Origin of the sequence: Streptomyces sp. NPDC020996, from assembly GCF_040641355.1 — a bacterium.
Taxonomy (GTDB): domain Bacteria; phylum Actinomycetota; class Actinomycetes; order Streptomycetales; family Streptomycetaceae; genus Streptomyces.
Map to the genome: position 1 here is coordinate 100,157 of NZ_JBFADM010000006.1, position 23,582 is coordinate 123,738.

Here is a 23,582-nt window from a genome sequence, read left to right on the forward strand (position 1 = left end):
GCGCTTCGCGAGGACGAAGTGAACGACAGGCGACGGGAGCCTAGTCCTCCGCGGAGTTCGCCGCCGTCGCCTTATTCGCGGCCGTCTTCGTCGCCGTCTTCGTCGCCGTCTTCTTGACGGCCGTCTTGGCGGTCGTCGTCTTCTTCGCGGCCGTCGTGGTCTTCTTCGCCGCGGTCTTCTTGGCGGCCGTCGTCTTCTTGGCGGGGGCGGCCTTCTTCGCCGCCGCCTTCTTCGCCGTCTTCTTGGCGGGTCCCTTGGCGCGCTTCTCGGCCAGCAGCTCGAAACCGCGCTCCGGGGTGATCGCCTCGACGCTGTCGCCGGAGCGCAGGGTCGCGTTGGTCTCCCCGTCGGTGACGTACGGGCCGAAGCGGCCGTCCTTCACCACGACCGGCTTTCCGCTCACCGGGTCGGCGCCCAGCTCCTTCAGCGGCGGCTTGGCGGCCGCCCGGCCACGCTGCTTGGGCTGGGCGTAGATCGCCTGCGCCTCCTCCAGCGTGATCGTGAAGATCTGGTCCTCGGACTGCAGCGAGCGCGAGTCCGTGCCCTTCTTCAGGTAGGGGCCGTAGCGGCCGTTCTGCGCGGTGATCTCCTGGCCGTCGGTGTCCGTGCCGACGACGCGCGGCAGGGACATCAGCCGCAGGGCGTCTTCGAGCGTCACGGTGTCCAGGGACATCGACTTCAGCAGCGAGGCCGTACGCGGCTTGACTGCGTTCTTGCCGGTCTTCGGGGTGCCCTCGGGAAGCACTTCGGTGACGTACGGGCCGTAGCGGCCGTCCTTGGCGACGATCTGGTGGCCGGTCGCCGGGTCGACGCCCAGCTCGAAGTCGCCGCTCGGCTTGGCGAGCAGTTCCTCGGCGAGTTCGACGGACAGCTCGTCGGGGGCCAGGTCCTCGGGCACGTCCGCCCGCTGGTGGTTCTCGGCGTCCTTCTCGCCGCGCTCGATGTACGGCCCGTAGCGCCCGACCCGCAGCACGATGCCGTTGCCCACCGGGAACGACGACACCTCGCGCGCGTCGATGGCGCCCAGGTCGGTGACCAGCTCCTTGAGGCCGCCGAGGTGGTCCCCGTCGCCGTTGCCGGCCTCGGCCGCGCCGCCGTTGCCGGTGCCCTCGCCGAAGTAGAACCGCTTCAGCCACGGCACGGCCTGCGCCTCACCGCGGGCGATGCGGTCGAGGTCGTCCTCCATCTTGGCGGTGAAGTCGTAGTCGACGAGCCGCCCGAAGTGCTTCTCCAGGAGGTTGACCACCGCGAAGGACAGGAAGGACGGCACCAGGGCGGTGCCCTTCTTGAACACGTAGCCGCGGTCGAGGATCGTGCCGATGATCGACGCGTACGTCGACGGGCGGCCGATCTCGCGCTCCTCGAGCTCCTTGACCAGGCTGGCCTCGGTGTAGCGGGCCGGGGGCTTGGTGGCGTGCCCGTCGACCGTGATCTCCTCGGCGGTCAGCGCGTCGCCCTCGGCGACCTGCGGCAGCCGGCGCTCGCGGTCGTCCAGCTCGGCGTTCGGGTCGTCGGCGCCCTCCACGTAGGCCTTGAGGAAGCCGTGGAAGGTGATCGTCTTGCCGGAGGCGCTGAACTCGACGTCCCGGCCGTCGGCGGAGGTGCCGCCGATCTTGACGGTCACGCTGTTGCCGGTCGCGTCCTTCATCTGGGAGGCGACGGTCCGCTTCCAGATCAGCTCGTAGAGCCGGAACTGGTCGCCGGTCAGGCCGGTCTCGGCGGGCGTGCGGAAACGATCACCCGAAGGCCGGATCGCCTCGTGCGCCTCCTGCGCGTTCTTGACCTTCCCGGCGTACGTGCGCGGGGCCGAGGGCAGGTAGTCGGCGCCGTACAGCTGCGTGACCTGGGCGCGGGCGGCGGCGATCGCCGTGTCGCTCAGCGTCGTGGAGTCCGTACGCATGTACGTGATGAAGCCGTTCTCGTACAGCTTCTGCGCGATCTGCATCGTCGCCTTGGCGCCGAAGCCGAGCTTGCGGCTGGCCTCCTGCTGCAGCGTCGTCGTACGGAACGGGGCGTACGGCGAGCGGCGGTACGGCTTGGACTCGACGGACCGGACGGAGAACCGGGTGTCCTCCAGGGCGGCGGCGAGCGCGCGGGCGTTCGCCTCGTCGAGGTGCAGGGTGTTCGCGCTCTTGAGCTGCCCCAGGGAGTCGAAGTCGCGGCCCTGCGCGACACGCCTGCCGTCGACGGTCTGCAGGCGGGCGACCAGAGCCGACGGGTCCGACGGGTCTCCAGCGCGGCCGGTGGCAAAGGTGCCCGTCAGGTCCCAGTACTCGGCGGAACGGAAGGCGATGCGCTCGCGCTCGCGCTCGACGACGAGCCGGGTGGCGACGGACTGGACGCGGCCGGCCGACAGACGCGGCATGACCTTCTTCCACAGCACCGGTGAGACCTCGTAGCCGTAGAGGCGGTCGAGGATGCGGCGGGTCTCCTGGGCGTCGACCATGCGCTGGTTGAGGTCGCGCGGGTTGGCGACGGCCGCGCGGATCGCGTCCTTGGTGATCTCGTGGAACACCATCCGCTTGACCGGGACCTTGGGCTTCAGCACCTCCAGGAGGTGCCATGCGATGGCCTCGCCCTCGCGGTCCTCATCGGTGGCCAGGAAGAGCTCGTCGGAGTCCTTCAGGAGGTCCTTGAGCTTCTTGACCTGGGCCTTCTTGTCGGCGTTGACGACATAGACCGGTTCGAAGTCGTGCTCGACGTCCACACCGAGGCGGCGGACCTCGCCGGTGTACTTCTCCGGCACCTCCGCGGCGCCGTTGGGGAGGTCGCGGATGTGCCCGACGCTCGCTTCGACTACGTAGCCGGGGCCCAGGTAGCCCTTGATCGTCTTCGCCTTGGCAGGCGACTCGACGATGACGAGTCGGCGGCCGCCCTGTGCGGTCTCGCTGGTCGGGGACAACTTCGCTCTTCTCTCCGGTCGACGCTGGGGCCTCCCCAGGCCTACGTCCCGGGGTCGGGTACTGGTGACGCTGCGGAGTGTGACGGTACATCCCGCCCCCGTGTCAAACGGGAAAAGCCCGCAACGGCCACTCGAACGGTAACCCGACTTCCGTCATTCCTGCCGCCCGGCATGGTGACCCGCCTTTTCGAGCCTATCCGGAGGAGGACCTCCCAATTATCGGAGCCGCAGCTCCGCGGCCTCTTTCAGGATCGCATGAAACACCAGGTCCCGAGGGCGAGCGCGAGCACCGCGGCGACACCGGCGACGGCCGCCGATGCGACGGGGTCCACACCGTGGGCGACCGGTTCACGATGCCGCACCCGGGCCACCGTCCACACCAGCAGTGCGCCTCCGAACAGGGCGAACACCACTCCCGAGAAGATCGCCGGTCCGCTCTCCATGGCTCTGTGCGCCCCTTTTCTCCTGTCCGCGGGTCTCCAGCCCCGGGAGACTGACACGCGCGGACGGCGGGCGGGCGAACCCCGGGTGAACGCGGGGCCGACGGATTCGCGGGGCCTCCCCGGCCGCGCGGGGCGCCGCCTCGCGGGCCGCGGCGGCCCTGGCGGAAGCGGCGGCCGCGACGGATGCGGCGCAAGCAGTGGGCCTGGCGGAAGGGGCGGCCGCGACTGACGCGGCGGATGCGGCGGAAGCGGCGGAAGCGGCGGAAGCGGCGGAAGCAGGTACGGGTGCCTTTCCGGCCGTCTTCCTATTGCCGTCCGGCGATCAGGCGGAGATCAGTCAGACGCGATGAGCCGTAGATCAGGCAGGGGATCAGCCGGAGATCAGGCAGGGGATCAGGCAAGCGATCTTGTAAAGCCGGCGCCGGCGCCGTTCGGATCCGGCATCCGCATCCGCATCCGGCCGTTCGCGACACACCCGTAACACCGCTCACCCCGCTCACCCCGCTCGCAGGGCGACGCGAATTCGTCACCGCGCGGCCCGGTCGTGTTGTCGCCCTTCTCGCGACGCATTTCCGCCGGCCCGGACAGCGGCGCGTTCCGGGCCGGCGGAAGATGCGTTCGAGTCGGCCGGGTCAGACCGGCTCGATGAATCCCTGCTCCACCAGCAGCCGGATCTGGGCCGGCGTGCGGTCGCGCAGCAGCACCGGGTCCTCGCCGAGCAGTTGGGCGATCGCGTCCAGGATGCGGCCGGCGCTCAGCGATCCGTCGCAGACGCCCGCGAAGCCCGCGCCGACCGTGTCGACCTTGGTGGCCCGGCGCATGCCGCGGTTCTGCCGCAGCACCACGTGCTCGGGATCCTCGGCACCGGGCAGCCCGACCTGCTCCTGGACGACCTCGGTGACGAGCCGGAAGTGCCCTTCGAGCAGCGCCGCGTCGTCGTGCTCCCGGAGGTAGTCGAGCCGGTCGAAGTGCGCCCGGACCGTGTCGCCGAGCGGCTGTTCGATCGAATGCGGCCACTCCTCCACGGTGACCGAGGGCACCGCCGCCTCCGTCCTGCGCAGGGTGATCCAGCCGAAGCCCACGGCCTTCACCTTGCGCGCCTCGAACTCGTCCAGCCACGCGTCGTACCGCGCCTGGTACTCCTCCGGATCGGCGCGGTGGTCGCCCGCGTCCCGCAGCCACAGCTCGGCGTACTGCGTCACGTCCTGCACCTCGCGCTGCACGATCCAGGCGTCGCAGCCGCGCGGGACCCACGAGCGGAGCCTGTCCTGCCAGTCCTCCCCCTCGACGTGCTGCCAGTTGGCCAGGAACTGCGCGAACCCGCCCTCGTTGAGCCGGTCACCCGCCTGCTGGACGAGGGTGCGGCACAGATCGTCCCCGCCCATGCCGCCGTCGCGGTACGTCAGGCGTGCCCCCGGCGAGATGACGAAGGGCGGGTTCGACACGATCAGGTCGTACTTCTCGTCGTTCCGCAGGGGCTCGAACAGCGAGCCCTCGCGCAGGTCCGCGGCCGGGGCGCCGGAGAGCGCCAGCGTGAGCGCGGCGATGTGCAGGGCGCGCGGGTTGACGTCGGTCGCCGTCACGCGCGTGGCGTGCCGGGCGGCGTGCAGCGCCTGGATGCCGGAGCCGGTGCCGATGTCGAGGGCGGAGGAGACGGGCGTACGGACGGTGATGCCGGCGAGGGTGGTGGAGGCGCCGCCGACGCCCAGGACGACCCCTTCGCCGCGGTGGGCGATGCCGCCCGCGCCGCCGACCGCGCAGCCGAGGTCGGAGACGATGAACCAGTCCTCGCCGCCGGGCCCGCCGTACGGCCGCACGTCCACGGTCGCCGCGACCTCGTCCGCGCCCGCCGCCACCAGCCACCCGCTCTCCAGGCACTCGGCGGCGGGCAGCACGGCCGTCACGCGCGCGTGCGGCACGGGCTGCTGCAGCAGGAACAGCCGTACGAGCACCTCAAGCGGCGTGTCGCCACGGGTGGCCCGGAGGGCGGGCACGGTCTCGCTGCGGGCCAGCGCCGCGTACGCGGGGGCGCCGAGCAGGTCGAGGAGCCCGTCGGCGGTGAAGGACGCCCCGAGCAGGGCGTCCCGCAGCCGGGCTGCGACGTCGAGGCGGTCGGTGGAGGGCAGGTGCGCCAGGCTGGAGTTGCTCACGCCCCCATTGTGTCCGTTCGGACGGACAACGCACCTACGCCTGCCTGTGCGGACGGCTCCGGCGTGCGGACGGCTCCGGCACGCGCGCACCGGTGCCGTCACACGCACGCGTACCGCCCATCGCCCCCGGCCCCGCCGGTTCAGCCCGCCGTCGCCGCGGCCGACGCGGAGGCCGACTTGCAGCTGGGCTGCTTGGCCATCGCCTGGCCGACGTCGCCCTCCTCCAGGGTCTTCAGCGCGTCGTTGCCGGACTTGCTCAGCTTGTCCAGCGAGGTCGCGATGTCCTTGAGACCGTCGGCGAACTTCGCCTGGTCCTTGGTGTCGAGCCCGTCGACCTGCTCCTTCAGGGAGGCGTACGACGCGGCGATGCCGTCGAGCTCCTTGACGGCGTCCTTCTGCTTCTTCTCACCGTCGTCGACGTTCGGCGCCCCGGCCTTCTCGACGGCGTCCCCGATCGCCTTGTAGGCCTCGGACATGTCCTGGAAGGCCTGCGCGTCGGTCTTCTGGACCTGGGCCGGCGTGCTGTTGTCCGAGGTCTCCTTCTGGATCGCGGCGTTGGCGGCCTCGATCTTCTTCGCCTGCGGCTGTACGGCGTCGCAGACCTGCTTGGCCCAGGCATCCAGCTTCTCGTTGCCGTCGTCGCTGCTGCATCCCGACAGCGCCAGTACCAGTACCGCACCGCCGGACAGCGCGGCCGCGAGCTTCTTGTTCACCGGATTGGTCCCTTCCATGGCTTACGGCCCCGGAACATACACGCCGGACGGACGTCAACCGCAGGACGGGCATCCGCTATGGCCATCAATAGGGCCATTTGCACCAGGCGAGAGAAGGCTCACGGCAGGGCCGCGCGCACGAAACGGGGCAGGCGGGCGACGCGTCAACACGCGCCGTCCGCCCGCCCCTTGAACAGGCGCCAGGGAGGCCGCCTACGAAACCACCGCGGGATCCGCGGGCTTGGACACCTTCTCGGCGTCGTCCTCGTCGCCCACGGCGATGCCGCGCCGCTTGGAGGCGTACACCGCTCCGACGATGACGAGCAGCGCGAGGACCGCGATCAGGATCCGCATGCCGATGTTCTTGTCCGCGCCGTAGCTGAAATTGATGACCGCGGGCGCGATCAGCAGCGACACCAGGTTCATCACCTTCAGCAGCGGGTTGATCGCGGGACCCGCGGTGTCCTTGAAGGGGTCGCCGACCGTGTCGCCGATCACGGTGGCGGCGTGGGCCTCGCTGCCCTTGCCGCCGTAGTGCCCGTCCTCGACGAGCTTCTTGGCGTTGTCCCAGGCGCCACCGGAGTTGGCGAGGAACACCGCCATCAGCGTGCCCGCGCCGATCGCACCCGCCAGGTACGCGCCGAGCGCGCCGACGCCGAGTGTGAACCCGACGAAGATCGGCGCCATCACGGCGAGCAGACCGGGTGTGGCAAGCTCGCGGAGCGCGTCCCTGGTGCAGATGTCGACGACCTTGCCGTACTCCGGTTTCTCGCTGTAGTCCATGATCCCGGGGTGCTCGCGGAACTGCCGTCGCACCTCGAACACCACCGATCCGGCCGACCGCGACACCGCGTTGATCGCCAGCCCCGAGAAGAGGAAGACGACCGCCGCGCCCGCGATGAGGCCGACGAGGTTGTTGGGCTGCGAGATGTCCATCATCAGGTTCAGCGGCGCGCCGGATCCGGAGAGCTTCTCGCCGACGTCGTGCGCCCCGGTGGTGATCGCGTCGCGGTACGAGCCGAACAGCGCCGACGCCGCGAGGACGGCGGTGGCGATGGCGATGCCCTTGGTGATGGCCTTGGTGGTGTTGCCGACGGCGTCCAGGTTGGTGAGCACCTGCGCGCCCGCGCCCTTGACGTCGCCGGACATCTCGGCGATGCCCTGCGCGTTGTCGGAGACCGGCCCGAAGGTGTCCATGGCGACGATCACGCCGACCGTGGTGAGCAGGCCGGTGCCGGCCAGCGCCACCGCGAACAGCGCCAGCATGATCGACGTGCCGCCGAGCAGGAAGGCCCCGTAGACGCCGAGGCCGATCAGCAGGGCGGTGTAGACGGCCGATTCGAGGCCGACCGAGATACCTGCGAGCACGACGGTGGCCGGGCCGGTGAGTGAGGTCTTGCCGATGTCCCGCACCGGACGACGGGTCGTCTCGGTGAAGTAGCCGGTCAGTTGCTGGATCACGGCGGCCAGCAGGATGCCGATCGCCACCGCGACGACCGCGAGGATCCGCGGGTCGCCGTCCTTGGCCTTGATCGCCGCGTCGGTGACGCCGTTGAGGTCGGAGTACTTGGACGGGAGGTAGATGAAGACGGCCACCGCCACCAGCACGAGCGAGATCACCGCGGAGATGAAGAAGCCACGGTTGATCGCGGACATGCCGCTGCGGTCGGCGCGCCGCGGGGCGACCGCGAAGATGCCGATCATCGCGGTGAGCACGCCGATGGCGGGCACGATCAGCGGGAAGGCGAGCCCCGAGTCGCCGAAGGCCGCCTTGCCGAGGATCAGCGCGGCGACCAGGGTCACGGCGTACGACTCGAAGAGGTCGGCCGCCATGCCCGCGCAGTCGCCGACGTTGTCGCCCACGTTGTCGGCAATGGTCGCGGCATTGCGGGGGTCGTCCTCCGGAATGCCCTTCTCGACCTTGCCGACCAGGTCGGCGCCGACGTCGGCGGCCTTGGTGAAGATGCCGCCGCCGACACGCATGAACATGGCGATCAGCGCGGCCCCGAGGCCGAAGCCTTCGAGCACCTTCGGCGCGTCGGCCGCGTACACCAGCACCACGCAGGAGGCGCCCAGCAGACCGAGCCCCACCGTGAACATGCCGACGACGCCGCCCGTGCGAAAAGCGATCTTCATGGCTTTGTGCGAGACGGTGGTGAGATCCTTTTCCGGCTCGCCTTCCGCCGGGGTCGCTTCCCGTGCCGCCGCGGCGACGCGCACATTGCTGCGCACGGCGAGCCACATGCCGATATAGCCAGTGGTGGCCGAGAACGCCGCGCCGATCAAGAAGAACACCGATCGACCGGCACGCTGATTCCAGTCGTCCGCGGGCAGCAGCATGAGCAGGAAGAACACGACGACGGCGAATACGCCGAGCGTGCGCAACTGCCGGGCCAGATAGGCGTTCGCGCCTTCCTGGACCGCCGCAGCGATCTTCTTCATGCTGTCGGTGCCCTCGCCCGCTGCCAGCACCTGGCGCACCAGAATGCCCGCGACCGCGAGGGCGGCCAGCGCGACGGCCGCGATGACCGCCACGATGACACGGTTGTCGTCGGTCAGCACCGCGGCTGCGAAGGTAGTGGAGTGGTCCAACTGATGAGGGGTAGAAAGCCCCGCCATTCGTCCTCCTTGACGCTTGGGCTGAGCTCAAGATGTGGACGGATTCTAGGTACCCGGACCTGATCAAAACAGTGCGTGGTAAACGGAATCGGTCTTCACATGCTGTTCAGCAAATGATCGACGACAGATCACCGGACTCGAATGGAGTAATGCCTCAGAGGCATTGATGCCGACAGGACACGATCGATTTCTCGCGCGACGGATTCGTGAATTGCTTCACGAATCCGTCGCACAAGACCACTGTAGGCACAGAAAGCGCGCCCTGACATGCCGAAGGGCCCTAACGTGTAGGGCCCTTCGGGTGCGGAGACGCGGGGTGGGATTCAGGAAAGCAGGACGGCCGGCGGTGTGGTCGGCCAGGTCATGCGGATCAGCCCGCCGTGCTCCCCCGCGCTCACCTCGACGTCGTCGACGAGCCCGCTGATGACCGCGAGTCCCATCTCGTCCTCGTCGGTGTCCGCGTCCTCGCCGGGGGCACCGGATCCGGCGTCCCCGGGCAGCGAGCGCGGCGCCTCGTCGCCGACCTCGATGGAGAACTGCTTCTCGTCCTCGATCAGCATCACCGTGACGGGCGCGGCGATGCCGCCGTTGCGGTGAAGACCGACGGCACGCGTGCACGCCTCGCCGACGGCGAGCCTGACCTCGTCGAGGACGGCCTCGTCCACTCCGGCCCTGCGCGCCACCGCTGCCGCCACCAGTCGGGCGGTCCTGACGTGCTCGGGCAACGCGCTGAAGCGGAGTTCAACGGTGGCCATGCATCCCCCTCGGAACTGGGCGTGCCGTCCGGGGGTCCGGGCCACCGAAAGCCCGAACCCCCTTGGTTTCCTTCTGCCGCCCCGGCCACGATCTCCGGGGAGCGGTGGTCAGTCGGTCGCCGCCACCGCTTCCTCGACCGAGGTGTGAATGGGGAACACCTTGGTGAGGCCGGTGATGCGGAAGATCTTCAGAATGCGCTCCTGGTTGCAGACCAGGCGCAGCGAGCCCTCATGGGCCCGCACCCGCTTCAGTCCGCCGACCAGCACGCCGAGACCGGTGGAGTCGAGGAAGTCCACGCCCTCCATGTCGACGACGAGGTGGAAACTCCCGTCGTTCACCAGCTCGACCAGCTGCTCGCGCAGCTTGGGCGCGGTATATACGTCGATTTCGCCACCGACCTCGACGACCGTACGATCGCCGACGGTACGGGTCGACAGGGACAGGTCCACGGATCCTCCAGCACCTTGCTATCGAGCGGTCGCCCCTCGGGACACCTCGGCGGAGCCCCCAGGACGGTTCGCCAGCCGCGATGGCATTCAATCACTTACCGGCAGGCGTGCACGACGCCTTGGTCCCATTGTCCGTCACGCCGGTGACACACTCGATGCCGATGGCCGAGAATCACCGATCCGATCGAATCCGCACGGCGCCCGCCTCCCGGCTCGCGCCGGGCACCGTCCTGGACCGGCTCGCGTCCGGACCGAGCCGGGCTTCGCGCATCACTCATACGGAGCACTTGCCCCCGCGTGAGGGCCGCCATGCCGTCTGGCCCGACCGGATCCGTGCCGAGGTCATCGCGGCGCTGCGGGACTGCGGTATCGAGCACCCCTGGGCCCACCAGGCACAGGCCGCCGAACACGCCCTGGACGGGGACTCGGTGGTCGTCGCCACCGGCACGGCGTCCGGCAAGTCCCTGGCGTACCTGGTCCCGGTGCTGTCGGCCCTGCTGAACGGCTCCGAGGCGCCGAACGGCCGCGGTGCGACCGCGCTCTACCTGGCCCCGACGAAGGCGCTCGCGGCGGACCAGTGCCGGTCCGTGAAAAAACTTTCACATTCTCTGGGCAGTGCGGTGCGCCCCGCCGTGTACGACGGCGACACGCCGTTCGAGGAACGCGAGTGGATCCGCCAGTACGCCAACTACGTGCTGACCAACCCCGACATGCTGCACCGGGGCGTCCTGCCCTCCCACGCCCGCTGGTCCTCCTTCCTGAAGGCGCTGAAGTACGTCGTCGTCGACGAGTGCCACACCTACCGCGGCGTCTTCGGCTCGCACGTCGCCCAGGTGCTGCGCCGGCTGCGCCGCCTGTGCGCGCGCTACGGCGCCTCGCCCGTGTTCCTGCTGGCCTCCGCAACCGCCGCGGAGCCCTCGGTGGCCGCCCGCCGCCTGACCGGGCTGCCGGTGGTCGAGGTCGCCGACGACGCCTCCCCACGCGGCGAACTGGTGTTCGCCCTGTGGGAGCCGCCGCTGACCGACCTGCGGGGCGAGAAGGGCGCCCCCGTCCGCCGCACCGCCACCGCCGAGACCGCGGACCTGCTCACCGACCTCACCGTGCAGGGCGTGCGATCGGTGGCCTTCGTCCGCTCCCGGCGCGGCGCCGAGCTGATCTCGGTGATCGCCCAGGAGCGGCTCGCCGAGGTCGACCGCTCACTCGCCCGGCGTGTCGCGGCGTACCGCGGCGGATACCTCCCCGAGGAGCGCCGCGCCCTCGAACAGGCGCTGCAGTCCGGCGAACTCCTCGGCCTCGCCGCCACGACCGCCCTGGAACTCGGCATCGACGTCTCGGGCCTGGACGCCGTACTGATCTCCGGGTATCCGGGCACGCGCGCCTCCCTGTGGCAGCAGGCGGGCCGGGCGGGGCGGGCCGGGCAGGGAGCGCTGGCCGTCCTGGTGGCCCGCGACGACCCGCTGGACACCTTCCTCGTCCACCACCCCGAGGCACTGTTCGACCAGCCGGTGGAGTCCACGGTCCTCGACCCGGACAACCCGTACGTGCTCGCCCCGCACCTGTGCGCGGCCGCCGCGGAGGTGCCGCTGACGGACGAGGACCTGGAGCTGTTCGGCCCCTCGTGCGAGGAACTGCTCCCCCAGCTGGAGGCCGCGAAGCTGCTGCGCCGCCGGACGAGGGCCTGGCACTGGACGCGCCGGGAACGGGCCGCCGACCTCACCGACATCCGCGGCGGAGGCGGCCGCCCGGTCCAGGTCGTCGAGGCCGGGACGGGCCGGCTGCTCGGCACGGTCGACGCCGGCGCCGCGCACACCACGGTGCACGAGGGCGCGGTCCACCTCCACCAAGGCCGCACATATCTCGTCCGCTCCCTCGACCTGGAGGACTCCGTCGCCCTGGTCGAGCAGGCGAGCCCGTCGTACGCGACGGTGGCCCGCGACACCACGTCCATCTCCGTTCTGGAGACCGACATCGAGGTCCCCTGGGGCGACGGGCGTCTGTGCTACGGCTCCGTCGAGGTCACCAACCAGGTCGTCTCCTTCCTGCGCAGACGTCTGATCACCGGTGAAGTGCTGGGTGAGACGAAGCTCGACCTCCCTCCTCGTACGCTGCGCACCCGCGCGGTGTGGTGGACGGTCACCGAGGACCAGCTGGACGCCGCCCGTATCGGCCCGGAGATCCTCGGCGGCGCCCTGCACGCCGCCGAGCACGCGTCGATCGGCATGCTGCCGCTCTTCGCGACCTGCGACCGCTGGGACATCGGGGGCGTGTCGATCCCGCTGCATCCCGACACGCTCCTGCCCACGGTCTTCGTCTACGACGGGCACCCCGGCGGCGCGGGCTTCGCGGAGCGCGCCTTCCACACCGCCCGCGCCTGGCTCACCGCCACCCGCCAGGCCATCGCCTCCTGCGAGTGCGAGGCCGGCTGCCCGTCCTGCATCCAGTCCCCCAAGTGCGGCAACGGCAACGACCCGCTGCACAAGAGGGGGGCGGTGCGGCTGCTCACGGTGCTGCTGCGGGGCGCTCCGCAGGAGACGGACGGGGAGACGGAGGGGGAGACGCGCGGGAAGGCGGAGGGGGAGACGGACGGGGAGACGCGCGGGGAGGGGGAGGCGGACGGGGAGACGGCACGGCAGCGGCCGGATTCCCCGGCGCCGGCCCGGGCGGTACCGGACCCGCAGGCCCCGCCCGTGCCCTGACCTCCGCCTCGAACGGCCCGCGGCCCGCCGCCGCCGTCACGTCCGACGTCTCGCCGACGATCACGCACCGCACGAGCCGTGTCCCTTGGGCCCGGGCCACCAGGGAGGCCCGGGCGCAGGCCGCCGCCGTACCGCCGGACCAGTGGTCCGCCGCCGCGAGGGCCGACAGATCGGCGCCGCCGGCCGCGCGGTGCCGGACCACGACGGCCTGCCCCAGCGCGAGCACGACGCCGAACACCACGCAGAGGACGCCGATCGCGCCGACGCTCCAGACACTGGCGGACCCTCGGTCACCGCCCCGGAGCAGGGCCTGCCGCGGCCCTGCACGCCCACCGGTCACGGCTCCACCGCCGTCTCCCCGACCGCCTCCGAGGGCGTCTCCGCCGTCCCCCTGGCCGTATCCACGGGCGTCTCCGCCGTCCCCCTGGCGACCGTCCCCGTCACCGTCCCCGCGGTCGTCCCCGTCGCTGACCCCGCAGTCGTCCCCGCGGTCGTCCCCGTCGCTGACCCCGCAGTCGTCTCCGCCGCCGTTCCCGTCGCCGTCCCCGGGGTCGTGTCCTCCGCCAGCGCCACGGCTTCCTCTCGCAGCTCGAACGGCAGGCCGTGCAACGCCGGTGGCTTCGCCTCGACGACCACGCGGACCCTGCCGCCCTCCCTGCGGACAGTGATCTTCGCGCCGCGCGGCGCCGCCTCACGGGTGACGGCGGTGACCGCGTCGGGAGGATCCTGGCGGGCCGCCGCGCGGGCGCCCGTCCGGGCGGCGTCCACGCACTGGATCTGTGCGGCAACCACCAGCAGACCCCACACCAGCGCCATCGTGAACAGCACCAGCACGGGCAGCACCATGGCCGACTCCGCCGTCACGAACCCCCGGTCGGTCTCCTTCTCACATCCGCGCATCGAGGGCCCGCTTCACGATGCCCTGCAGTTCCGCGCTGACGGCCCCGCTCGTCACCACCTTGTAGAGGACCACCGCGAACGCCACCGCCGCGACGATGCCCATCGCGTACTCCGAGGTGACCATCCCCGCGTCCCCGCGCACCGCGCGCAGCCCGCACATCAGGGCACGCAGCCGCACCCGCACCACCTTGTACGTCTTGTCTTTCTTGTATGTCTTGTACATCTCGACTCCCGTAAAGGATCGACAATGATCAGTTCTGTCGGCCATCCGTCATTCGTCGCCGGTTAGTCGTCCGTCATCGGCCGCCCCCACCCAGCGCTCCGCCCGCGAGACCCATCACCACGGGCACCACGCCGACCGCGATGAACGCGGGCAGGAAGCACAGGCCCACCGGCGCGGTGACCATGACGGCCGCCCGCCGGGCCCGCGCCGTCGCGGAGCGCGTCCAGTCGGCGCGTGCCTCCTCGGCGAGCCGCGCGACCGGCCCGGCGGCGGGCAGTCCGGACACGTCGGCCCGCTCCAGCAGCCGGGCCAGAGCCCCGGCGTCCGGCAGCGAGCCCAGCCGCCGCCAGGCCTCGGCCGGCTCGCCCCCGAGCCGCGCCTCCGCGGCGCCCCTCGCAAGCGCCTCCCCCACCGGCCCGCCCAGGGCCTCGCCGACAGCCTGCGCCGCTGCCACCGGTCCGGCGCCCGCCGCGCTGCAGGCGGCCAGCAGATCGGCGGCCAGCGGGAGTTGCCGTGCGGCCTCACCCGGGGCGCCCGCCTCCACGGTGTCCGCGGCCGCGGCCTGCCGACGGCGCCACCACCACAGCCCGCCGCCGGCGGCCGACCCCACGACGACCCCGGCGACACCGCCCACCAGTACCCACCCGGCGCACGCCGCCCCCGCCACGGGAAGCCACCGCCGCGCGAGATCCCGGCCCTCCCACCGCGCCGCGGCCGTCCTCACCCCGGTTCCGGCCATGAGCGCGGCCGACCGCCGCCGCACCCTCCGTTTCCGCCGCACGCTCTCCAGCCACCGCACGAGCCACCCGAGGGCGAGCACCGCCCCCAGCGTCACCCCCAGCCTGTGGACAACTTCCGGACCCACGCCGACCCCTTTCCCGGCCAACTCCGCACCCGCTCTCACACCCACCGCCCCGGCCTCCGACAGCAGCCCGCCCGCCCGGCTCCCGCTCACCCCGCCTCCGCTCCCCGCACGATCCGCATCGCCCACCACAGCCCCAGCCCCTCCAGCAACCCGCCGATCAGCAGGCACCCCAGCCCGGCGCCGGTGTGCAGCAGCACGTGCAGCGGGTCGGCGTCGAGGGCGGTGCCCAGCGCGAGGCCCAGGACCGGAAGTCCGGCGAGCATCACCGCCGTGGCCCGCGCACCCGCCAACTGCGCCCGCAGGTCGGCACGTTGGTCACGCTCGGCGCGCAGGGCGCCTTCCAGGCGGTCGAGTCCGGCGGCGAGGCCCGCACCCCGGTCCACGGCCACCCGCCAGCACGCGGCCAGGCCCAGCAGCCCCTCGGCGCCCGGCTGCCGTGCCGCCGCCGTGAGCGCACCCGGCACGTCCCCGCCGAACCGCGCCGCCGCCAGGACCGCCGCCTGCCCGTCCCCGAGCCCTCCGGAGTCGCGCGCCGCGTACAGCAGCGCCTCCCCCGGTTGCCGTCCCGCCCGCACCTCACCGGCCAGCGCCCCGCACAGCGCGATCACCGCCTCCCCGCGGCGCTCCCGCACCCGCCGGGCCTGCCGCGCAAGCCGTAGCCGCCGCAGCACCGGCACGGCGGCCGCCCCGGCGACGACCGGCAGCACCGAGGCCCCCAGCACGGCCGGCACCAGCCCGGCGACCGGCGCCCACCACTCGGCCCCCAGCCGCCCCCGGACCCGCCGCAACTCCTCGGCCACCCGGCGCCAGGCAGGCGGCCCGGCCCCCACCACTCCACCGCCCGCCAGCAGCGCCCGCGCCCGCCGGGCCCCCGCGGGCCACCCGCCCGGCAGCAGCGCGGCGGCCCCGGCACACACCACGGCGGCTCCCACCGCCACCTGACCCGTCACGTCCCCCGTGAAGAACCGCATGACATCCCTCCTCCGACAACCTCCGACAACTCCCCGCCGAGCAGCCCCCGCAGCCGCGCCCACCCCGGCTCGTACGCGAACGCCTCCGCGCCCCACCGCAGCGCCGGCACCGTGCGCACCAGCCCGGACGGATCCCGTTCCAGCACGTGCACCTCGGCGATCCGCCGCCGTCCGGTCCGGTCGCGCACCAGGTGCAGGACGACCGACAGCGCGGCCGCCAACTGGCTGTGCAGCGCGGCCCGGTCGAGCCCGGCCGCCGTACCCAGCGCCTCCAGCCGGGCGGGCACGTCGGCGGCCGCGTTGGCGTGCACCGTCCCGCACCCGCCTTCGTGGCCGGTGTTCAGCGCGGCCAGCAGATGCACCACCTCGGGTCCGCGCACCTCGCCCACGACCAGCCGGTCCGGCCGCATCCGCAAGGCCTGCCGCACCAAGTCCTCGAGGGTGACGAGACCCGCGCCCTCCTGGTTGGCGGGTCTGGTCTCCAGCCGGACGACGTGCGGGTGATCCGGCCTCAGCTCCGCCGAGTCCTCGGCCAGTACGATCCGCTCGCCGGCTCCGACCAGCCCCAGCAGCGCACTGAGCAGCGTGGTCTTGCCGCTGCCCGTGCCGCCGCTGACGAGGAAGGACAACCGGGCCGCCATCAGGGCCCGCAGCACGCGGTCCCCGCCCGGTGGCACGGTGCCCGCCGCGACGAGTTCGTCGAGCGTGAACGCGCGCGGTCGTACCACCCGCAGCGACAGACACGTGCAGCCCACCGCCACCGGGGGCAGCACCGCGTGGAGCCGGGTCCCGTCGGGCAGCCGGGCGTCGGCCCACGGCCGTGCGTCGTCGAGCCGGCGTCCGGCCACCGCGGCCAGCCGCTGCGCGAGGCGCCGTACGGCGGCCGCGTCCGGGAAGGAGACCCCGGTCAGTTCCAGTCCGCCACCGCGGTCGACCCACACCCGGTCCGGGGCCGACACCAGGACGTCGGTCACCGACCCGTCGGCGAGCAGCGGTTCCAGCGGCCCGCTGCCCACCAGCTCGGACCGCAGCCGCACCGCGGCGCCGAGGACTTCGGCATCGCCCAGCACCCGCCCCTGCTCCCGCAACGCCTGCGCCACCCGCGCGGGTGTGGGTTCCGCCCCGCTCTCGGCCAGCCACTGCCGCACCCCGTCGAGGAGCACCGCGGGCACGTCCCGCCCGGCCCCGCCGACGGCCGGGAAAGCGTCCGTCGGCGTGTACCGGCGGGCGCCCGGCGTGGTGGCCCCGCCGGTGGCCGGGGAAGCGCCCCTTTGCAGCCCGTGGTCGACGCTCATGCCGGCCCCGCCTCCAGCAGCGCCCGCTCCCAGAACCCCTTGCAGAAGCGTGCCAGCGGTCCCCGGCCGCCCGCGGCGGGCGGCGCCTGGCCCTCGCCCGGCCGCAGCAGTCCCGGCTCGACGGGCACCTCGCCGGCCAGCGGCAGCCCGAGCAGGCGGGCCACCTCGCGGTCGTCGATCCCGGGGACGTACGGCCCGCGGACCGCGACACGCAGGTCGCGCAGGACCATGCCGACGGCGGAGGCCACCCGTCCGGCCGCGGCGAGGGCGCGCAGTTCGCCGGGGACCACCAGGAGCCCGAGATCGATCTGGGCGAGCGCCTCGGCGACCCCGTCGTCGACGCGGCGGGGCAGGTCGACGACGACCGTGCCGCCGCGGCGCCGGGCAGCGGCGAGCACCGCGCGCACGGCCTGCGGCGGGACGGCGACGCAGTCACCGCGGTCCCAGCTGAGCACCCGCAGCGAGTGCAGCCGCGGCAGCGACTCCTCCAGGGCACCGCCGCCGACCCTGCCGCGCGAGGCGGCGAAGGCGGGCCATCGCAGGCCCTCGGCGCTCTCACCGCCGAGCAGTACGTCGAGTCCGCCGCCCAGCGGATCGGCGTCCACGAGGAGTGTGCGCAGTCCCTCACGCGCGGAGGTGACGGCGAGGGCGCAGGCGAGCGTGGAGGCACCGGCCCCGCCGCGGCCGCCGATGACGCCCACGGTGAGGGCGGGCCTGCCGACGCCCTCGGCGACGTCGGCGATGCGGTCGACCAGCCACTGCTCGCCGTCGGGCAGCACCAGGACGTGGTCGGCCCCGATCTCGACGGCCCGGCGCCAGACCCCGGGATCGTCCTGGTCCCGGCCGACCAGCACCACTCCGCGTCTGCGCACGGCCCCGCGCACGCGCCGCGCGGCGTCGTCGCCGACCAGGACGAGGGGAGCGGCCTCCCAGCTGCCCGCGCGTTCCGGTACGGAGTGGTGGACCTCGGGCGTCGCCCCGGCCGCGGCGCACAGGCGCAGCAGGTCGTCGAGCAGGTCGACGTCCTCCGTGACGATCAGCGGTCCGGCCTGCCGCCCCGAGGCGGCGGCCGGTGGTTGTCGTGTGACGGCTCCTGCCATGATGTGTCCCCCTTGGCTTTGTCTCGCGCGGCCCCAGCGGCCACGCGATTCCCGAACGTGCGGAGAACCGTCGGGCGGCTCCGCCGTGAACGGCCCCTGCGGACCGGTCAAACCCGCCCGACAAACCGGATCCGCTCACGAACTCGGCGCGATCGGGACGTGTGGGAATCACGGTGCAGCGATCCCGAAAACCTTGCGGATCTTGGTCGAAAACTGTGGACAACCCGGTGGTTGTGAATATCGCCGTCACCCGTCGGCGCGGTCCGTACCAGCCCTTGACGGCCCTTGCGTGACTTCCGCAGAGCACTCCGACGGCTACGCAAAGTTACGGATCACGGGCATGCGAACGAGGCGGCCGCAGCCGCCTCGGAGCGGTCACCCGACCGCGGGGAGAGAGGAAAAACCCGTCCGGACATGCGACGACCCCCGCCGGGGGGGAGAGCGGGGGTCGTCCCCACGGCCGACTCGGGGGGGGGGAGGAGTCGGACCGGGTTAGCACGGTCGCGAACGATCCGTGACTTCCATGGTGTACCCGAGAGCCTTCTCAGGCAAACCCACGCGCCCCACCTTACGCCGAATGGGCTGCGCCTATGCTCAGGGTTGTGGAAAACCACTCCTTGCCCCGCACAGCGGCCTTCTTTGACCTGGACAAGACGGTCATTGCGAAGTCGAGCACGCTCACCTTCAGCAAGTCGTTCTATCAAGGCGGGCTGATCAACCGCAGGGCCGCCTTGCGTACCGCGTACGCCCAGTTCGTCTTCCTCGCCGGGGGCGCCGATCACGACCAGATGGAGCGCATGCGCGAGTACCTGTCCGCGCTGTGCCGCGGCTGGAACGTCCAGCAGGTCAAGGAGATCGTCGCCGAAACCCTGCACGACCTGATCGACCCGATCATCTACGACGAGGCCGCCTCCCTCATCGAGGAGCACCACACCGCCGGCCGCGATGTCGTGATCGTGTCCACCTCGGGCGCGGAGGTGGTGGAGCCGATCGGTGAACTGCTCGGCGCGGACCGCGTGGTGGCGACCCGCATGGTCGTGGGCGAGGACGGCTGCTTCACCGGAGAGGTGGAGTACTACGCGTACGGCCCGACGAAGGCCGAGGCCATCAAGGAGCTGGCCGAGTCCGAGGGGTACGACCTGGCCCGCTGCTACGCCTACAGCGACTCCGCGACCGACCTGCCGATGCTGCGGGCCGTCGGCCACCCGCACGCCGTGAACCCGGACCGGGCGCTGCGGCGGGAGGCCCTGGCGCAAGGGTGGCCGATTCTCGACTTCCATCGGCCGGTCCGGCTCAAGCAGCGCTTTCCCGGACTGTCCGTGCCGCCCCGTCCGGCACTGGTCGCGGCGGCGGCCATAGGCGCCGCCGCGGCCACGGCCGGCCTCGTCTGGTACGCGAGCCGGCGCCGGGCGACACCGGCCTGAGGTAACTGGTCCGCCTGAGCCGCCTGGTCTGCCTGACCTGCCTGGTCTATCCGAGCTGCCGACCGAATCGGTCGGAAAGAACGGCGAACAGCGGGTTCCGCTTACCGGGGAGCTGGAGTACAAATGACTTAACGGCCCGCGAGACCAAGGTCATCCGAAAGGATTGTCTTCACGCAAACGGCCTTACGGACCGAGCATGCTCACCGAGCACCCACGCGACGTCGACCCGTCGATTACGGGCCAGCCGCACCAGGTGACGGGCCAAGTCCCCGACCTGATGGGCGAGATATCGAGGACGCTTGGTAACTCGGTGCGCATGCCAGCGGCGGTGCGAGAACTCGTACCGCCGCACCTCTGTAGCGGCCCTCCCCACGGAGGGCCCTCTTTCTCGTACCGCTCGTGCTTTGTCGCGCCTTCTTGCGCCTTCTTGCGCCTTCCCGCGCTTTCTGGTGCTTTCTCGTGCGGCGTTTACGCCGCGCCGCGCTGCAGAGCCTCGCACACGGCCGTCGACTCGCGCGCGCCGAGTTCCACCGCCCTGCCGCAGTGGGCGATCCAGGCGGCCACCCCCTCCGGGGTGCCGGAGACGTACCCCTCGAGCGCCCGCAGATACGCCTCGCCGCCCAGTTCGGCGTGGCCGACCTCGGCGGGGCAGACGGACTTCGGGTCCAGGCCGCTGCCCACCAGGACGATGCGCTCGGCCGTGCGCGCGACGAGGCCATTGTGGGAGACGAAGGGGCGCAGCGCGAGGAGTTCGCCGTGCACGACGGCGGCCGTCACCAGGGCCGGGGCGGAACTCCCGGCGATGATCAGCTCGGACAGGCCCTCCAGCCGGCCGTTCACCTCGGCGGCGCTCGGCAGCGGCAGTTCGACGAGCGGCTCATGGACCGGCTCGCCGTCCCGCCGCGGCCGTCCGACCTCGTCCTCGTGGCCCGCGGAGGCCACCAGGTGCAGCCGGGCCAGCACCCTGAGGGGGGACTGCCGCCAGATGGACAGCAGTTGGCCGGCCTCCGCGGTCAGCCGCAGGGCGGCGCCCATGACGCGCGCCTCGTCGTCGGTGCTGAAGTCGGTGCGGCGGCGCACCTCTTCGAGGGCCCAGTCGGCTCCGGACAGCGCCGCGGAACCGCGGGCGCCGCGCAGCGCCGCCTCGGAGGTGATCTCGTTGCTGCGGCGCCGCATGATCCGGTGCCCGTAGACCCGGTCCACAGCCTTGCGCACGGACTCCACGGAATCGGCCACTCCGGGCAGCGAGCCCAGGGATGCGAGCGGATCGGCGGTCGCGCCTGTCGTACTCATGGGTACGACCCTACGCACCCCGGTGGCGGACCCCACGATGGAGTGGTCTTCTTCACGTCCGACCCGCACAATGAGTGACTTGTTCACTACGCTTCGTGAACATGAAAATTGCTTTCGTCGGAAAGGGCGGCAGCGGCAAGACGACCCTGTCCTCCCTCTTCATCCGCCATCTCGCGACGACCGGTGCGCCGGTCCTCGCCGTCGACGCCGACATCAACCAGCACCTGGGCGCCGCGCTCGGCCTGGACGAGGCGGATGCCGCGGCGCTGCCCGCGATGGGCGACCGGCTGCCGCTGATCAAGGACTACCTGCGCGGCTCCAACCCGCGCATCACCTCCACCGAGACGATGATCAAGACGACTCCGCCCGGCGAAGGCTCCCGGCTGCTGCGGGTGTGCGAGGACAACCCGGTGTACGACGCCTGCGCGCGGCCGCTGGAGCTGGACGACGGTGCCGTCCGCCTGATGGTCACGGGCCCCTTCACGGACGCCGACCTCGGAGTCGCCTGCTACCACTCCAAGACGGGGGCGGTGGAGCTGTGCCTGAACCACCTGGTGGACGGGCAGGGCGAGTACGTCGTGGTGGACATGACGGCGGGCTCGGACTCCTTCGCCTCCGGCATGTTCACCCGCTTCGACATCACGTTCCTCGTGGCCGAGCCGACCCGGAAGGGGGTCTCCGTCTACCGCCAGTACAAGGAGTACGCCCGCGACTTCGGCGTCGCGCTGAAGGTCGTCGGCAACAAGGTGCAGGGCCCGGACGACCTCGACTTCCTGCGCGCCGAGGCCGGGGACGACCTGCTGGTGACCGTCGGGCACTCGGACTGGGTGCGCGCCATGGAGAAGGGCCGCCCGCCCCGGTTCGAATTCCTGGCGGACGCCGACCGGCAGGCCCTGCGCACCCTTCAGGCCGCCGCCGACGCGACGTACGAGCTGCGCGACTGGGAGCGCTACACGCGCCAGATGGTGCACTTCCACCTGAAGAACGCGTCCTCGTGGGGCAACGCGCGCACCGGGGCCGACCTGGCGGCGCAGGTCGACCCCGGGTTCGTGCTGGGCGAGGGGGTCGCCGCCTCCGTGTGAGGTCGGCGCCGGCTACCGTCCGGCCGTCGGCGCGCCGGGCACGCCCTTCGGCGCCGGCGCGCGGCGGCCCGCCGGGAAGGATGCCCAGCCCTGCGCCGGGGCCTCGCCCACTTGCAGGGAGCGCAGCGCCTCCAGGGTCCGCGGGTCCTGGGCGTCCAGCCAGTCGGCCAGCTGCCGGAAGGACACGCAGCGCACGTCGGGCTTGTTGCAGACGGTCTCGATGACCTGCTCGACGGCGCGCATGTAGGTGCCGCCGTTCCAGGACTCGAAGTGGTTGCCGAGGATCAAGGGCGCGCGGTTGCCGCGGTAGGCCCGGTAGAAGCCCTTGAGCAGGCCGTCACGCATCTGGTCGCCCCAGAAGCGGTACTTGGCGGGGTTGCCCTGGGTCCGCGTGCCGGACTGGTTGACCATGAAGTTGTAGTCCATGGTGAGCTGCTCGTAGGAGTGTCCGGGGACGGGCACCAGCTGCATCGACAGGTCCCACAGGCCTTCCTTCTTCCCCGGCCAGAGCTGGGTGTTGACGCCGCTGGTGTCGTAGCGGAAGCCCAGCTCGCGGGCGGCCTTCCTGAAGTTCTGCTGACCTTCGAGGCAGGGTGTGCGGGCGCCGACGAGCTCCTTGTCGTAGTCGAAGGGCAGCGGGGCCGCGTTCTTCAGGCCGGCGTTGGTCTTCCAGGACTTCACGAACTGCTTGGCCTGCGCGATCTCGCTCTTCCAGTCCTCCACCGACCACTCGCCGACCCCGCCGCCCTTGCCGCAGAAGTGGCCGTTGAAGTGGGTGCCGATCTCGTTGCCATCCAGCCATGCCAGGCGCAGCTGCTCGACGGTGTCGGCGATGCCCTTGGTGTCGTTGAAGCCGATGTCGGAGCGGCCCGGTGAGTGGTGCGGCGGCCGGTACAGGTCGCGTTTGTCCTCGGGCAGCATGTAGACGCCGCTGAGGAAGTACGTCATCGTCGCGTGGTTCGCCTTGGCGACCGCGCGGAAGCGGGAGAACAGCTTCTGGCTGTCCTCGCCCGCCCCGTCCCAGGAGAAGACGACGAACTGCGGGGGCTTCTGACCGGGCTTGAGCCGCTCGGGCCGGGGCAGGTGCGGCTGCACTCCGGTGTATGCGGTGGAGCCGTCGCCGATCAGCCGGACGGCGCTCCTGGGCGCGGGGGCCGGGGCGGGCCCGGTGTTCCGCGGGTCGGGCTTGGCGCTCTGCGCGGCGGGTCCGGTGTTCTGCGCGGCGGGTCCGCTGTTCTGTGCGGCGGGCTCGGTGTTCTGAGCGGCGGGCTTGGCGTTCTGCGGGCCGGGGGCGCCCGCCCTGGGGACGTGGGAGCCGGTCGCGCAACCGGCGAGCGATGCGGCACAGGCCGCGGCGATCACGGCGCCTGCGGCGATCCTCTGGGTGGCGGCCATGTTCCGCCCACCTTCTTCCTTCTCTCAGGCCAACGCCGATGGGGGCTATTTCTGGCTATATGCCGAAATACCGACAGCGCCGCCAAGGTCGCACGAGGCCGAGAAGGAGTTTGTACGACAAGCCGATCGAATCACCGCTTCACTCATTCGAGTGGCCACCTAGCCCATTTGCGAGAAATGTCCCCTCTCGTCCTTTACTCTGAATTACGATTCGTTTACCGAACGTTGAATCATCCCGCCACTGCACGTCGTGACCCACGGCCGCGCCCCCGACCCCCGCCATGGACGGGGGCCCACCCCATCCGC

Annotated in this window: 17 protein-coding genes and 2 pseudogenes; 3 read left to right on the forward strand and 16 right to left on the reverse strand. The window is 71.9% G+C overall.

The window, feature by feature from the left end; all coding sequences use genetic code 11:
• Window positions 1–40: 40 nt before the first annotated feature.
• The 7 genes from topA to bldG all read right to left on the reverse strand — a co-directional run bounded on the left by topA (window position 41) and on the right by bldG (window position 10,032).
• Entirely contained in the window at window positions 41–2,902 is a 2,862-nt protein-coding gene (gene topA, locus AB0G63_RS06825; RefSeq protein ID WP_360745377.1) for a type I DNA topoisomerase, read from the reverse strand.
• 245 nt (window positions 2,903–3,147) lie between these two features.
• On the reverse strand, window positions 3,148–3,345 hold the full coding sequence (locus tag AB0G63_RS06830; protein ID WP_360745380.1) for a hypothetical protein: 198 nt from the start codon (window positions 3,343–3,345) through the stop codon (window positions 3,148–3,150).
• Window positions 3,346–3,977: 632 nt separating this feature from the next.
• Window positions 3,978–5,495 carry a class I SAM-dependent methyltransferase gene (locus AB0G63_RS06835; RefSeq protein ID WP_360745383.1) on the reverse strand — a complete coding sequence of 506 codons (1,518 nt, stop codon included), beginning with the start codon at window positions 5,493–5,495 and terminating at the stop codon, window positions 3,978–3,980.
• Window positions 5,496–5,635: 140 nt separating this feature from the next.
• A complete protein-coding gene (locus AB0G63_RS06840; RefSeq protein ID WP_360745386.1) occupies window positions 5,636–6,226 on the reverse strand; it encodes a small secreted protein in 591 nt (196 codons plus the stop codon).
• A gap of 195 nt (window positions 6,227–6,421) precedes the next feature.
• The gene (locus AB0G63_RS06845) at window positions 6,422–8,827 is read right to left on the reverse strand and encodes a sodium-translocating pyrophosphatase (RefSeq protein ID WP_360745389.1); all 2,406 of its coding nucleotides are present in this window, start codon (window positions 8,825–8,827) and stop codon (window positions 6,422–6,424) included.
• Between the two features lie 323 nt (window positions 8,828–9,150).
• Complete coding sequence (locus tag AB0G63_RS06850) at window positions 9,151–9,582, reverse strand: ATP-binding protein (RefSeq protein WP_360745392.1); 432 nt, start codon at window positions 9,580–9,582, stop codon at window positions 9,151–9,153.
• Between the two features lie 108 nt (window positions 9,583–9,690).
• Window positions 9,691–10,032, reverse strand: a complete 342-nt coding sequence (gene bldG, locus AB0G63_RS06855) for an anti-sigma factor antagonist BldG (protein ID WP_003975386.1) — start codon at window positions 10,030–10,032, stop codon at window positions 9,691–9,693.
• Between the two features lie 80 nt (window positions 10,033–10,112).
• On the opposite strand from bldG, the gene AB0G63_RS06860 reads away from it, so the two are divergent.
• Entirely contained in the window at window positions 10,113–12,728 is a 2,616-nt protein-coding gene (locus AB0G63_RS06860; protein ID WP_360745397.1) for a DEAD/DEAH box helicase, read from the forward strand.
• Here AB0G63_RS06860 and AB0G63_RS06865 read toward each other — a convergent pair.
• From AB0G63_RS06865 to ssd, 7 genes and pseudogenes are all read right to left on the reverse strand, one after another.
• Window positions 12,694–13,035: pseudogene (locus AB0G63_RS06865) on the reverse strand (Rv3654c family TadE-like protein); the annotation flags it as partial. The gene AB0G63_RS06860 and the pseudogene AB0G63_RS06865 overlap by 35 nt on opposite strands.
• 245 nt (window positions 13,036–13,280) lie before the next feature.
• Window positions 13,281–13,628: pseudogene (locus tag AB0G63_RS06870) on the reverse strand (TadE family type IV pilus minor pilin); the annotation flags it as partial.
• Entirely contained in the window at window positions 13,615–13,851 is a 237-nt protein-coding gene (locus AB0G63_RS06875) for a DUF4244 domain-containing protein (protein ID WP_360745400.1), read from the reverse strand. The gene AB0G63_RS06875 and the pseudogene AB0G63_RS06870, both read right to left, overlap by 14 nt.
• A 73-nt stretch (window positions 13,852–13,924) precedes the next feature.
• On the reverse strand, window positions 13,925–14,716 hold the full coding sequence (locus AB0G63_RS06880; protein ID WP_360745402.1) for a type II secretion system F family protein: 792 nt from the start codon (window positions 14,714–14,716) through the stop codon (window positions 13,925–13,927).
• An 86-nt stretch (window positions 14,717–14,802) separates the two neighbouring features.
• A complete protein-coding gene (locus AB0G63_RS06885) occupies window positions 14,803–15,687 on the reverse strand; it encodes a type II secretion system F family protein (protein WP_360745405.1) in 885 nt (294 codons plus the stop codon).
• Entirely contained in the window at window positions 15,663–16,982 is a 1,320-nt protein-coding gene (locus tag AB0G63_RS06890; protein WP_360745408.1) for a TadA family conjugal transfer-associated ATPase, read from the reverse strand. The genes AB0G63_RS06885 and AB0G63_RS06890 overlap by 25 nt, the downstream gene beginning before the upstream one ends.
• On the reverse strand, window positions 16,979–18,082 hold the full coding sequence (gene ssd, locus AB0G63_RS06895) for a septum site-determining protein Ssd (protein ID WP_360745411.1): 1,104 nt from the start codon (window positions 18,080–18,082) through the stop codon (window positions 16,979–16,981). The genes AB0G63_RS06890 and ssd overlap by 4 nt, the downstream gene beginning before the upstream one ends.
• A gap of 590 nt (window positions 18,083–18,672) precedes the next feature.
• Between ssd and AB0G63_RS06900 the strand changes: the two genes are divergently transcribed.
• Window positions 18,673–19,506, forward strand: coding sequence for an HAD-IB family hydrolase (locus tag AB0G63_RS06900; protein WP_360745414.1), 834 nt, complete (start codon window positions 18,673–18,675; stop codon window positions 19,504–19,506).
• 468 nt (window positions 19,507–19,974) lie between these two features.
• Here the strand turns inward: AB0G63_RS06900 and AB0G63_RS06905 are convergent, their stop codons facing one another.
• The gene (locus AB0G63_RS06905) at window positions 19,975–20,799 is read right to left on the reverse strand and encodes an oxidoreductase (protein ID WP_360745417.1); all 825 of its coding nucleotides are present in this window, start codon (window positions 20,797–20,799) and stop codon (window positions 19,975–19,977) included.
• A 101-nt stretch (window positions 20,800–20,900) separates the two neighbouring features.
• On the opposite strand from AB0G63_RS06905, the gene AB0G63_RS06910 reads away from it, so the two are divergent.
• On the forward strand, window positions 20,901–21,881 hold the full coding sequence (locus AB0G63_RS06910) for an ATP-binding protein (protein WP_360745420.1): 981 nt from the start codon (window positions 20,901–20,903) through the stop codon (window positions 21,879–21,881).
• A 12-nt stretch (window positions 21,882–21,893) separates the two neighbouring features.
• On the opposite strand, the gene AB0G63_RS06915 is transcribed toward AB0G63_RS06910, so the two are convergent.
• On the reverse strand, window positions 21,894–23,276 hold the full coding sequence (locus AB0G63_RS06915; RefSeq protein ID WP_360745423.1) for a hypothetical protein: 1,383 nt from the start codon (window positions 23,274–23,276) through the stop codon (window positions 21,894–21,896).
• Window positions 23,277–23,582 lie beyond the last annotated feature (306 nt).

What these genes read in the sequence shown, in the direction of transcription:
- AB0G63_RS06830 (WP_360745380.1), bottom strand. Translation starts at nt 3,345, where the DNA reads ATGGAGAGCGGACCGGCGATCTTCTCGGGAGTGGTGTTCGCCCTGTTC.
- AB0G63_RS06840 (WP_360745386.1), bottom strand. Translation starts at nt 6,226, where the DNA reads ATGGAAGGGACCAATCCGGTGAACAAGAAGCTCGCGGCCGCGCTGTCC.
- AB0G63_RS06845 (WP_360745389.1), bottom strand. Translation starts at nt 8,827, where the DNA reads ATGGCGGGGCTTTCTACCCCTCATCAGTTGGACCACTCCACTACCTTC.
- AB0G63_RS06850 (WP_360745392.1), bottom strand. Translation starts at nt 9,582, where the DNA reads ATGGCCACCGTTGAACTCCGCTTCAGCGCGTTGCCCGAGCACGTCAGG.
- AB0G63_RS06860 (WP_360745397.1), top strand. Translation starts at nt 10,113, where the DNA reads ATGGCATTCAATCACTTACCGGCAGGCGTGCACGACGCCTTGGTCCCA.
- AB0G63_RS06875 (WP_360745400.1), bottom strand. Translation starts at nt 13,851, where the DNA reads ATGTACAAGACATACAAGAAAGACAAGACGTACAAGGTGGTGCGGGTG.
- AB0G63_RS06885 (WP_360745405.1), bottom strand. Translation starts at nt 15,687, where the DNA reads ATGCGGTTCTTCACGGGGGACGTGACGGGTCAGGTGGCGGTGGGAGCC.
- AB0G63_RS06890 (WP_360745408.1), bottom strand. Translation starts at nt 16,982, where the DNA reads ATGAGCGTCGACCACGGGCTGCAAAGGGGCGCTTCCCCGGCCACCGGC.
- ssd (WP_360745411.1), bottom strand. Translation starts at nt 18,082, where the DNA reads ATGGCAGGAGCCGTCACACGACAACCACCGGCCGCCGCCTCGGGGCGG.
- AB0G63_RS06900 (WP_360745414.1), top strand. Translation starts at nt 18,673, where the DNA reads ATGCTCAGGGTTGTGGAAAACCACTCCTTGCCCCGCACAGCGGCCTTC.
- AB0G63_RS06905 (WP_360745417.1), bottom strand. Translation starts at nt 20,799, where the DNA reads ATGAGTACGACAGGCGCGACCGCCGATCCGCTCGCATCCCTGGGCTCG.
- AB0G63_RS06910 (WP_360745420.1), top strand. Translation starts at nt 20,901, where the DNA reads ATGAAAATTGCTTTCGTCGGAAAGGGCGGCAGCGGCAAGACGACCCTG.
- AB0G63_RS06915 (WP_360745423.1), bottom strand. Translation starts at nt 23,276, where the DNA reads ATGGCCGCCACCCAGAGGATCGCCGCAGGCGCCGTGATCGCCGCGGCC.